12 protein-coding genes are annotated in these 11,743 nt (G+C 30.2%); 4 read left to right on the top strand and 8 right to left on the bottom strand.

Translation table 11 applies throughout. The features are described 5' to 3' along the window. From L950_RS28940 to L950_RS27205, 4 genes are all read right to left on the bottom strand, one after another. On the bottom strand, positions 1-93 hold a 93-nt coding region (locus L950_RS28940; protein ID WP_156169806.1), incomplete at its 3' end, for a transposase. A 482-nt stretch (positions 94-575) separates the two neighbouring features. Further along, positions 576-1,028 (bottom strand): hypothetical protein, encoded by a 453-nt coding sequence (locus L950_RS27215; protein WP_231577762.1) that lies wholly within the window; start codon positions 1,026-1,028, stop codon positions 576-578. After that, on the bottom strand, positions 998-2,386 hold the full coding sequence (locus L950_RS27210) for a DEAD/DEAH box helicase (RefSeq protein ID WP_052764499.1): 1,389 nt from the start codon (positions 2,384-2,386) through the stop codon (positions 998-1,000). Before L950_RS27210 ends, L950_RS27215 begins: the two co-directional genes overlap by 31 nt. A gap of 76 nt (positions 2,387-2,462) precedes the next feature. Further along, positions 2,463-3,656: a caspase domain-containing protein gene (locus L950_RS27205; RefSeq protein WP_052764498.1), complete on the bottom strand. Its 1,194-nt coding sequence runs from the start codon at positions 3,654-3,656 to the stop codon at positions 2,463-2,465. Between the two features lie 182 nt (positions 3,657-3,838). Between L950_RS27205 and L950_RS21550 the strand changes: the two genes are divergently transcribed. From L950_RS21550 to L950_RS21530, 4 genes are all read left to right on the top strand, one after another. Continuing rightward, positions 3,839-4,381: a hypothetical protein gene (locus L950_RS21550; protein WP_156169804.1), complete on the top strand. Its 543-nt coding sequence runs from the start codon at positions 3,839-3,841 to the stop codon at positions 4,379-4,381. Between the two features lies 1 nt (position 4,382). Then, entirely contained in the window at positions 4,383-4,562 is a 180-nt protein-coding gene (locus L950_RS21545) for a hypothetical protein (protein ID WP_021191896.1), read from the top strand. A 923-nt stretch (positions 4,563-5,485) separates the two neighbouring features. Continuing rightward, complete coding sequence (locus L950_RS21535) at positions 5,486-6,784, top strand: P-loop NTPase fold protein (RefSeq protein WP_021191894.1); 1,299 nt, start codon at positions 5,486-5,488, stop codon at positions 6,782-6,784. An 11-nt stretch (positions 6,785-6,795) separates the two neighbouring features. Next, the gene (locus L950_RS21530) at positions 6,796-7,680 is read left to right on the top strand and encodes a hypothetical protein (RefSeq protein WP_021191893.1); all 885 of its coding nucleotides are present in this window, start codon (positions 6,796-6,798) and stop codon (positions 7,678-7,680) included. 60 nt (positions 7,681-7,740) lie between these two features. Here the strand turns inward: L950_RS21530 and L950_RS21525 are convergent, their stop codons facing one another. The 4 genes from L950_RS21525 to L950_RS28935 form a co-directional block, all read right to left on the bottom strand. Then, a complete protein-coding gene (locus L950_RS21525; RefSeq protein WP_021191892.1) occupies positions 7,741-8,184 on the bottom strand; it encodes a RagB/SusD family nutrient uptake outer membrane protein in 444 nt (147 codons plus the stop codon). A 2-nt stretch (positions 8,185-8,186) separates the two neighbouring features. Continuing rightward, positions 8,187-9,953, bottom strand: a complete 1,767-nt coding sequence (locus tag L950_RS21520; RefSeq protein WP_021191891.1) for a hypothetical protein — start codon at positions 9,951-9,953, stop codon at positions 8,187-8,189. A gap of 145 nt (positions 9,954-10,098) precedes the next feature. Continuing rightward, on the bottom strand, positions 10,099-10,785 hold the full coding sequence (locus tag L950_RS21515) for a hypothetical protein (RefSeq protein ID WP_231577763.1): 687 nt from the start codon (positions 10,783-10,785) through the stop codon (positions 10,099-10,101). A gap of 38 nt (positions 10,786-10,823) precedes the next feature. After that, complete coding sequence (locus L950_RS28935) at positions 10,824-11,003, bottom strand: hypothetical protein (protein ID WP_031289368.1); 180 nt, start codon at positions 11,001-11,003, stop codon at positions 10,824-10,826. Between the last annotated feature and the right edge of the window lie 740 nt (positions 11,004-11,743).

Below are 11,743 nucleotides of genomic sequence, written 5' to 3'. Positions count from 1 at the left end.
AAGCTCCCGGCAGATATCATCCGTCTTTCTACCTTCTTCTCCCTCTTTGAGAGCTCTTACAATCTGTGTTTCTGTAAAACGTGTCTTTTTCATCTTATTACTTAAATCTAAACATTTATGTCCAGTTTTAAGCTGTTTGATTTTTTGGGACACTTACAACCCTAAAATAAATTTACTTCTGGACACATGTTTTGATAATAAAACAAATTATCGGATTTATTCCAGATAGGAAATGGAGTTTGAAGTAGGTTAGAATTATTTTCAAAATCTTATGGAATTATCCTTCACTAATTAGGGGAGGGATAATTAAAGTAGATTTATTTATCTCTTTGAAATCAGAGTAGAAATAAATAGTATATGCTCTCTTTGTACAATAATTTACGATAGGACATCTTAATGTTTGACACTTGGATGCATTGCTTTTTTCAAAATAATCTTCTTTTCTCATTAAAAATTACTCATTATGAATTAATAGTGTGTAATCTTACGTTTTTACAATTCTTTTAAAAAATAGAAACTGAAAGAAAATAACATCAGAATTCTAGGACTGCTAATTTGCAATCGTTATTTAGTTTTTAGTCCTCGTATAATGGAATCTCTACTATTGCAGAAACATTCAATTGTTCTTGAATATATTTCTCAATTTTAAAATTTGTTTCGTCGATTTTATCATAGGAAAGGATACTTAGTAGAACTTGTTTATCAGCATTAATAAATCGATCTTTATTAATAATTCCTATTTTCAATAGTTCTAGATATTCTCCTCGGTTTAGTGTTCTTCCTAAAATTTCTGCAAGTTCTACAATTGAAGAGGGAATACCTAATTCTAATCTCAAAAGTAATTTGGAAACTCTTTCACCAAAGTTCACTTCAGGGTGTAATATCTCAGCTATAGCAGAAACAGTCGGTAAAATATCGCAGACTCTAGAGACTACTGATCTGATTGCTCCTGCAGCAGAGCTATCTCTACTATGTTGCATAAGCAGAGCTTCCATTTCTACCAATTGCATATCTGATAGCCAAAGCAAGCATGCAACTGTTTTTTTGATTTAGAGGTAGACTCTATATTGTCTTTAGAATATTTCGAAAAAGCATTAATAAGTTGTTGAGGCACCTGTTGCTTGTTTATAGCATCATTCCAAGTATGCGGCTCCTTATAAACGCTTCTTCTATTAATAGGCATATATACTTGCTCTAATTCTTTAGAAAGCTGAGTAATCCCTAATAATACAGGACTAGATAACTGATCCGGGGGTATTTGATTTAATACGTTTATTATACGAATGATAGATTCTACTTCTAAGCTTGATTCACCAGCTATCCTTCCAATTGTGGTAGTGTGAAAATAACCCTCTTCATCAAGCTTGATTAGTTTATGCTGTATCAGCTCTGTTAATGCATCAAATATGTCGTTTTGATTCCAATCCCACCTGTCATACTTTATTTTCTCTTGATATGCCCCAAAACTTTCTTCAAGAAATGCAATAATTCTGTCTTGATTCATGCCTACTTGAGATTTGGAGGCAGAAAGTACTTTTAACACTAGCGATCTGCAATCTGTTTCTTTTGACACGAAATTAGATTTCAAATCTTCTGGTTTTCCTAAAACATAATCTTGCCAGTAAGTATGTTCAGCAAAAGAAGTTAATGAAACTAGGTACGAATATCCTCTCTGTGCCAAACCTAATCGTCCAGCTCTGCCAATAATGTTTTTATACTCAGAAATAGAATAAGGAACACTTCCTGGATGTGTCAAACCAGAAATTATTACTGCTTCAGTAGGAGTATTGACTCCCATTGCTAAAGTTGTAGTAGCTGCTATAACTCGTAAACCTGACTCTTTATTTCTGAATTGTTCTTCAATGACAGATCGTTCATCCGGATCAAGATCCGAAATATGAAAAGCAATGCCTTTGTTTAACACATGCCTTAATTTTTGAGTTGAGGTTGATGGATCTCTTTGAGGTAACATTTTGATTGCCTCAGAAGCAGGAGCTAAGTCTAAATTATTAGAAAGGTACATCGCACAAGCCTGTGCCTCCGATTTAGTTTCTCGAAAAACTATTACATTTTTACCCTCGTCAACCAGTTTTTGTACTAAAGGAATGATAACATCTTGACCTGTACCTTTTCTATACTGTGGTGAGAAGAGATTTATTGTTTTTTCTTCACCAGAGTCTGACTCGATATAACGAAAATTTCCATTAGATTTTATAATTCCTTCATTTAAAGGAACTGGTCTTTCTGTATTTAATAATAATCGTCCTCCCAACCACCTCTCTAAGCCATTTAGATTGCCAATAACTGCTGATAATAAAATAATTTGAGGTTCTATACCTTCTTTCCGTTTTAGTTTTAGTAGTGTAAGTAAAAATTCGAGATTCACTCCTCTGTTTTATCCGCAATCATTTGAGCTTCATCAACTACGATTGTCCCTATCTGTTTAAGTATGTATGGATTAGCTAAGACAATTGCTGAGAATTTTCGTAAGTCATTAAACAGACATCATACTGCCCCTTCATTAATGGCATGATATCGTCAGTAGTACTTTCACCGGTTGCTTTTATTGTTTTTATATCAAACGAAGCGTATGTTTCGTTGAAATGTTTTAATTTATCATTTACTAATGCTTTTAATGGAAGTAGGAATACAGCTCTTTTCCTTTGAGTAACTCCATATATTGCCGCAAGTTCTCCTATCATCGTTTTCCCGGAAGAAGTAGGGGCGGATACTACAAGATGATTATTTTTTAAAATTCCATATTCATTAATGGCGTCAATTTGTATTTGATTTAAGGATGGTATTTTAAGCTTCCATGAATTTAAAATACCTAATGGAAAACCTAACTCTAGTAGAGAATCGATATCTGAATTTGCTAATGAAATACTTCTTTCAGGAAAGGCATCATTATATAATTTTCCTGGTTTGAATATAGGGAAATTGATTTCTTCAATTATTTGTCCTAAAAGCATTGGGTTTTGTACAGCTCCTAATTGTCCAGCTGAGTTTTTAACGCTTGATGTAACATATTCCAAAAGACGGTAGATACCAATTTTATTATCTTTTCTTACTTCCTCAGCACCTTGTAAGGCTTCAAGCAGGTGGTAAGTTAAGAGTCCATGGCCTAATTTTCCATTTTCCCAAGCAGGTTCAGAAGCTTTCGATGCAGTTAATATAATTCTCCCACTACCTGAGAACTGTTTTATCAATTCCTCTCCCGATCTTAATTGCCTTGAATTATTAACTTCTAAAGCTTTAGCGCCCATTCCTCCTGAAAAGCAACAATCAATAATGCATATTAATTGTTTTGCTGGAATATTATTAAACCATTCTGCTAAAGTATCTAGAGATATTGTAGAGGACTCTATATCATTGATTTTTGTATCGTAAGTTACTAATTTGTGATTAGTTGTTCCATGACCTGAAAATGAAAATATAACAATATCTTTCTCGGAACAGTTAGATAATAGTTTGATTTTGCTTTCTATATTATCTCTAGTAGCATTTTCATCGTGTATTAGCTGGAAGTCCCCATCAATATTATCAGAAAATAATGAATGTAAGGCAACAGCATCTCGTTTTGCACATGAAAGCCAATTGATCGAAGGAGATTGAAATCTGTCAATTCCAATAAAAATACCGTGCACTTTTGTCATTTATTTACTGATTTTGGTTTTTATAAATATACTGAATCTTCAATGGAGAATCAACGCTAAGTATTTTATTTCGATAAAATGTGTAATACTTTTAAATAAATGTCAAAAAAATTAACTGAATATTGTCCAATATTTAATTTCAGTAAATGGATATTTGTATATTTGTGATATAGCCAATGAACATGTCTGAACAATTTGACAAGGAAAAGCAGGAATACATAAATGCTCTACAAAAAGATTATAGATATAGTATATCAAAGTTCGATACTCAATCTTTAACAATTGCAGGGGGGGCACTAGGTATTGCACTTACATTTATAAAAGATATTGCACCACTTAAGCAATCCATTTTTAATGGATTATTTTATTTGTCACTCATAGCTTTTGTAATAACAATAATGTTGGGATTTATCGCTCACTACTATAGTGGAAAGATTTTGCTAAAAACTATAAAATTAGCTGAAGAGGATAAATTACATGAATTTAAAGAGGACAAATTCATTCCAATATATAATTTTTCAGTTCTTATATTTTTAACATTAGGCCTGGTTTCTTTAATTACATATTGTATTTTAAATATTGAAAAAGTGAAAAAATCTGAAATAAAGGTTGCTGAGGTAATAGAGGGAAAACACATACCTGATACTGTTTCAAAGAAAAATTCAAATGTTAAGAATTTTATATATACGGATAGTGTAAATAATAAAACAATTAAACTAAAATAACATGAGCAATTTATCAAGAGAAGAATTAGATAAAATTATTAGGGAAAAGAAAGATCAAGGAACATTAATTGAGAAAGCGTTGACCGTGCAAAGACCTTCTGCAAGTTTAATTCAGTCGTCTAGAGAAAATGCACAGAATAAAGATAAGAAAGGAAATGATTCAGGTTCCAAAAAAGGTTAGTAAAAGAATTACATACAAACATCAATAATGGAAAAAGGTTTAGCGAGTGAGTAATTTAGAACATATACTAAGTCAATAAGAAATACTAGGTCAATTTAAAAGAAGGATTATAGTCTGTGTAAAAATACACTATACTTTAAAGAATCTGTGGTGTAATAAAGTACAAGTATAATATTTGGATATCACGTACATTTTATTTTTTGATTTTTACGCATAAATTAAGGTACAAAAACATCTTTATTATATACTATATGAATAGTGAAATTTAAGCAATGTCGAAATTATTCAACATGGTTTTCTCGTTCTGGTGAATAAACAGATAAAATAAATGATTATTAAATGAAAATTGTAAACGAAATTGCAGGAATATGGATTCTTTTAGGAATTAATTTTCCATGTATTTTTACAATTAATGTTACAGAAACCCTGAAGTTACATACTCATTATAGAGTTCGTGAAAGCAAATACTCATATTATATCAATAGTTTATGGTATTCTTTTACTTTAATATTGGCTTCGATTTTTACAGTAATTCCAAGTATATATAATAAATACATACTTAATAACATTTTTAGTGATAATTTAAGTAATGGCTTGCCATGGTTTTATTTGTTAATATTTGGAATTATTATAATTATTTTTGCAGTAAATATTTGTGGTAAAATAATAAAGGTAAAGTATCATTTACAGCTTAAGTACTCATTTCTATTATTTACGATTTCAATTATTTTTTGGTATAATAGATATTTTACTGATAATTATGAGTTTTACCCTTCATCAGTAAATGATAATATCTCATGGCTAAAAATACTTGATCTACCATTTTCATTTATACTGTAATCGTAATTTTAATTTTATTTCATTCATTATTTGTAAACGGTAAAAAATATGAATATAATAGTACTTTAGTTGCAGACTCACCATTGGAAGATGCAGAATATGACCAGTATAAAAGAACCCAAGTATATCAGTCATTTATATATTCGATAAGGAATAATAAATTTAGTAAATCTAGGGCATTAAGTATTGGATTGGTTAATAAATGGGGTGAAGGAAAAACTTCATTTTTAAATTTTCTGAAGAAGGATTTGAAGAGTCACGAAGATACAATTATTGTTGATTTTAATCCTTGGTACTCAACGAATGCGAATAACGTAACTTATGATTTTTTTCAAACCCTTGATGTGGAATTGTCAAAATATATTTATACTGGATCACTTTTGAGGAAATATGCAAAAAGCTTAACCAATTTAAATAGTGTTTATAATCCATTTAAGTATTTACCGGGCTCTCTACTTGATGAAAAATCTAACAAAGAATACTTTAATTCGATAAATACTCTGATTTGTAAAATAGATAAACGTATTATCATAATTGTTGATGATTTAGATCGGTTAGATAATAAGGAGGTTTTTAATGTGTTTCAGGTAATCCGAAATTCGGCAGATTTTAGTAATACTATTTTTGTAACGCCCTTTGATAAAGAATACGTTCTAAATTCTTTGCTAGATAATAAAATTCATAAACCAATCGAATATTTAAAAAAAATATTTGATGTTGAATTGACCTTACCTCACATATCACAAGAATTTTTAAGTTTGCTTGCTAATGAATTATTACTTGATGCAGTGAAAGATAGGTCCGAAGAAATAGGGAAAACACCACCTAATATATATAGTTTTGAACAGCAGGTTCAACAAATATTAAACGGATCAATAGAAATAGGAAAGTCTCGAATCATCAAATCTGTTATCTTAAATAAGTTAATTAACAAAAGGGATTTAAACAGATTTTGTAATTCAGTTAAAATTTCTATTCAAAGCAGTAGATTTTTTGTTTATTTACCTGACTTCTTGATATTAGAATTAATAAAATATTTGGATATTGCAGTTTATAGGAAACTAATGGAGAATGATAATTATTGGATTTCAATACCTAGTATGGAACAAACACATGATGAAAAAAAGGATTTATACAATTTACGAATAAGGTTTAATTTAAAGAGTGTTGATAATCAATTAAAAATTTCAATGAAGCATTTTGATATTCTTGAATGTGAAAATGTCAAGAATAATGAGACGATTATAAGACTAATAAAAGAATTATTTTTAGAGCCATCAGCTAATGAATTTCAGGCAAAATTTGCATTTTGCTATATAAATAATTTTAGTCACTATCATAGGTTAGAATTTAATAGAATAGCACATGCAATCCCTGAATAAATTTTACAGATATGAATACGCAACAACTTTTACAATATAAAAATGAGATAGGAGATTTGAATTTCTATGAGGAAATTCAGAGATATCATCTTTCGGAATTTGATGAAAAATCAAAAAATATACTTGATACATTATTGTATTTGGTTAACGAAGATGATAAACAATTTGGCAATGCTCAATCTACTTTTTTTAAAGTAATTACTAAGTTATTACGCAATATTATTGAAAATAATCGAATAGATGAATTAACAAAATTAATCCAGAAAAATGCCACAGGTAATCATATTAATATAAGTTCATTAATAGGGCGTTTTATTTTAAACATAGAAGATGATATTTTTAATTTAGTTCATCACTCTTATAAACAGTATGTTAAAACAAATCTTATTTATTTGAACATAAAGTTTTTAGAGGGGCTTATAAGCGAAAAAGCTAAATATTCAGTTATTGTTTCTGTTTTTTATAATTGTATAGAAGGATTAGGACAAGATAGAAAAATTATACTTGATCATGAGGCTACTTCTATTTTTAAAAAATATATCGAAAAAGATCCAACAGATTATCTAGAACACTTTATTAGGCCGTATTACTCTGGGCCCACAAAAGAATGGCCTGAATTCTATTTACATGTTTCTGAACCATTCTGTGAACAGATATTTGGTAACAAGGAAAAATTTATAGGATATTTAGATCAATTAAGTAAATCAGATTTAATTAATGATGTTAACAATTTTTATCAAAAAGCTAATAGACATCCAAGTAACGAAGATAAGGTTGTTATGCTTTTTAGCATAGATAATAAGCATTCTCAAAACAGAGAAAATCACTTGAGAATGGATTCTGATAAGCATATTTGGGTTAAACCGTCTTGTTTACCACCAGCATATAAGGATTAGCTTCCAAGAAGCGGACACTTCATGATGGGTCTTGCACACTATTAAGCAGAACCTTGGTATCTAATACCCAGGATTCTGTTTCAAATTAAAATTCATCACCAGGTCTTGTTGGGGTATTGGAAGAAGAAGCTGGTGATTCTCAATTTGCAATTTTTCAGTTGCTAAATCATTTCTTTTTAGAGCAAAGAAATAGGATCCTTCACTACCAAGATTATCTTTCCAATCAGCGAGCAAAGTTTCAATAAATTGTTTATTGGTATCTAAAATAATCGTTTTGTTGTTTCTTCTCCTGATTTTGTTGATATACTCCAATGCGATATATGATTCCCCTTGATGAAAAGAAGCTTCAGCTGCCATTAAAAGAATTTCCGTATTCCGTATTAAATGGACATATTTTCCTTTCTTACATAGTTTTAAAAAGCTGTCGTTTCTTATCTCGGGATAGTTTTCGAGGTTAAAACCAATTATAGACTCTTTGTCTGTATCAAAAATTTCATCGTTCATCGCTAATGAAAGGTAGACGAGTCAATAATCATTTTTGTGTATAGGCTTACTGAGTAGTAATCTTTCTTTTCGAGGTAATATTTAGCCAACATAGATGCTATCTGAATATGCGCCTTAGTATTTTCAGTTGTGTTGCTATGCAAGTTTTTCAATAATGATATATTGACTTCTCTTATTTCATTAATCGAACTCCTCGTAGGAGTTAAATTACCCTCAGGTGCATTTAGGTCTGCTAAAGGCGGAATATCCCCCCATAGACCAGTCATTACGTAATAGATGTAAGCTATGCTGAGTTGAAATTGGTATTGTTTAGTAGAAACCGCTTTTTCCTGAAAGAATTGTATATCACGAAGTGTTTTATACGATGATTGCCATAAGGTATAAAGATATTTTAAATCCGGTGAAATTTTATTCTCCCTTATTTTCAATAAGTCTTCATCAATAGTGATTTCTTCATTGACACTATGACTATAAAGGGCTTCAAATAAAAAATAATCAGTTACATATTTTACAAATTTGGTGTTATTATTTTCATTTAATATAACAGGTGAAGCTACAATACTTTTAACTTTTTGCGGTTCTTTAGTGTATTTTTTTAAACTACTTGTGATGATCGTTGTAAATGATTCTTCATCATTATGTGGTATGTATATAATTTCAGCATTGTCTTTTAACATTGGAAAATCTTTCTTCAGTATCCTGTTGACAGTTGAATTCAATTTGCTATACGAGTGTTCCTGAGTTATAAAGAAAAACAATATATACTTAACATTATTTGAACTGACAGTTTTGAAGTTTTCGAAATTCCGGAAAGCATCTATAATATCAGAGGTGTTAGGTAAACCTTTTTTTCTATATTTCACATCAACCGCAAGTGTAATATTCTCACCTTCTGCGATAAAATCAAAATTATCACGGTTCTCTTTGTTCAAGCTGTATTTTAATAATACATTTTTACTAATGTTAAAGACATAGTTCTCCAATATCTCGGCTTTTAGTCTTCTCAGATTGAACAGTGATTGATTTGCCAGCTCAGCCCCCTCGTTGCCAATTACATCTCCATGAGCAATTAGGTTTCGATTTTCTAATACTTTTGTTGACAACTCGTGGAGTTTAGCGTCAATAATGCCATTTATTTTAAATTCCTCTAATATTGTACGCAAAGATGCTTTTATATTATTCCCATCTTTTCTTGTTTCATTATAAATACGTCTGCATAAATTTTCTAGCTCAGCAAATTCCGTAAGGAAATCCCCCGATCCAACAACTTGTTCAAGTTGAGTATCATCATGTTTAGGCATCCTATATTCTTCAGGAGCTTCGTGAAATTCGGTCCAAAAATAAGAAATTTCTTGCTCTTCATATTCACCAGGCCATACACCCAATAATTTCTTTTCAATTAGCTCATCTGTTAAAAATTCACCTAGTTCATTTAGTTGTGCAGAGTAGTGTGATGGAACCTTATCTTTATAAGATTCAATATTTATTATTGAGCTTAAGGTAAAATATGTAGATTCATATTTTATCATTTTATGTATCCATAAATGGACTTGTGCTATAAAAAAATCAAGTTGAGAATCATTTTTAGATATTTTTGGTAGCGCTTTAATAGTAACATTGTTTAAACTTTGTAATAATCTTGAACTAGTTCTATGATCTTTTACATAGTCATCATCAATTACTAAATATGCTTTGTTATCCTGCCATTGCAGTTTTGATCTAATTAGGTTAACCAGAATTCGAGGTATTCTTCTAGACGCTAGTATCATTGAATCAAAAAGTCCAACACATTTATATTTTTCTTATCATGGTCATCTACTAGCAGGTTTAAGCAAAAGCTTTTTAAGGTAGCATGGCTAGGGAAAGGGATATGAATAGTTTTAGAGAAAATACTTGAAATAACTTCATTTTCCTTCAATGATGCTTCATCGTAATGATAGCTAAGTTGTTGTCCAGCGATAATAAAAAGTTTGCACTACCAGATAATAGTAGAGGTTTAAGGTCATCTATGATACGCATAACATCTTGGAGATTTTCATGCTTATCTAGTTCATCAAAGGCAATGAGCACTTTGATCTTATTTTTATCTAGTTGTTTTAGAATCTCTAATAAACGATGTTCTGCGATTTCGTTGTCAAAAAGACTTTTTCGAGATGATTCCTTAGAGTTTATTTTTAATTTGGTCTTTGTTATTGCTAAATTCAAAGATACGATTGTACTCCATGCTACAGCAGCTGCGACCAAAATGAAATTTGTTAGTTTCGATGGAATAACGTCAAAGCTAAGATTCAAAAGCAAAATTAAAGTAGTTAAAAGTGGGGTGAAAAGTTCTTTTAAATTTACTTTTATGGAGTTTTCATATTTTATTTCGTTGTTTTCTCTAACTAGCTGACTATTGATTATATCATTGAATGTTCGATCATACAATAAAGAAAATTCTTCCTTGAGGTTAACGCAGACCTTCTGTTTTTGAGTATGTTCATTGAAGGAAAGATATAGTTGCCTAATTAAACGTTTAATGAGATGAGAATAACCCTCGTATTTAGCAACATTTATGGATGCAAAAATGTGATCAGCTTTAATCTTTTCGGCAACTCTAATTACAAAAGAAGTTTTGCCAACTCCTCTGTAGCCAGAGACTAAAAAACGGAGGGGTGAGCACTTTTAAGTTCTTGAACAATTTGTTCCAAAAATTCATCGTCATCAAAAATGAATGCTGACTTTTTTGACTCAGAATAAGGTGAATCAACTAAGTTCTGTGTGTTAATTTTAATTTCTAACATTTCATTTCTATGAGTTAACATTTCTTTTTTTTCCAAAATGGAAAGTTCTAATTCTATTTTTTATGGAAGGAGGTAAATGCAAATTGATGGGTTGTTTTATAAAAACAATTTACTAGCTTGTAAGCTAACTCTTATTCTGTTTATTCACCTCTGATGTAGTCTATCGTTGATAATTATTTCTTAAATAAAATTTCTATTCGCCGTAGTATGATGAATTCCAAAGCTAAAAAACTCTAAATCTAATTTAGCTTTTCCCTTGTTAATAATTGCTTGTCCTAAGATATGTAGACCTTTTATGAAAAGCAAGCTTTGTTGTTGATTTTAGCTTTCTATTTTTTAATATTTTGTTAATTTTCGAAAATACTGAAAAATTGAAAGAAATATTTGCGGGAAACCTTATCTCAGTTATATAAAGCTCAGATATTCAATTAAAATCAATTAAACTAAAATTTATAGTAAATTAAAACTAATATATTTAGTTTTATTATTTATCTTTGGATATTGAATAAGGATGGACACTCTTCAGGATAACCGGTTGCTCAACATTCTTGCGTGTTCATCCTGTTCAATATTAAATCAAAGCAGGGGAGGGTTCTGTAAGTTCACTTTATAGTAAAGGGCTTAAGATCAAAATTTAGCCTGTTTGAATGAGGTGAAAATAATAAATACTAATTGCGATGAATGTACCATTGACAATCGAGATCTTGAAGGACTTAAAGCATAAGGGATACAATATCCTGAAGTCTGACAATAGTGTGGATGATGTTATACAACAT

The sequence above is a fragment of the Sphingobacterium sp. IITKGP-BTPF85 genome (assembly GCF_001006065.1).
Lineage (GTDB): Bacteria > Bacteroidota > Bacteroidia > Sphingobacteriales > Sphingobacteriaceae > Sphingobacterium > Sphingobacterium anhuiense.
This window is presented reverse-complemented; position numbering and strand designations above follow the sequence as displayed.

Bases quoted from the DNA above. Each gene is read 5' to 3' on its own strand.
- L950_RS27205 (WP_052764498.1), bottom strand. From the start codon at position 3,656: ATGACAAAAGTGCACGGTATTTTTATTGGAATTGACAGATTTCAATCT.
- L950_RS21550 (WP_156169804.1), top strand. From the start codon at position 3,839: ATGTCTGAACAATTTGACAAGGAAAAGCAGGAATACATAAATGCTCTA.
- L950_RS21545 (WP_021191896.1), top strand. From the start codon at position 4,383: ATGAGCAATTTATCAAGAGAAGAATTAGATAAAATTATTAGGGAAAAG.
- L950_RS21530 (WP_021191893.1), top strand. From the start codon at position 6,796: ATGAATACGCAACAACTTTTACAATATAAAAATGAGATAGGAGATTTG.
- L950_RS21525 (WP_021191892.1), bottom strand. From the start codon at position 8,184: ATGAACGATGAAATTTTTGATACAGACAAAGAGTCTATAATTGGTTTT.
- L950_RS21520 (WP_021191891.1), bottom strand. From the start codon at position 9,953: ATGATACTAGCGTCTAGAAGAATACCTCGAATTCTGGTTAACCTAATT.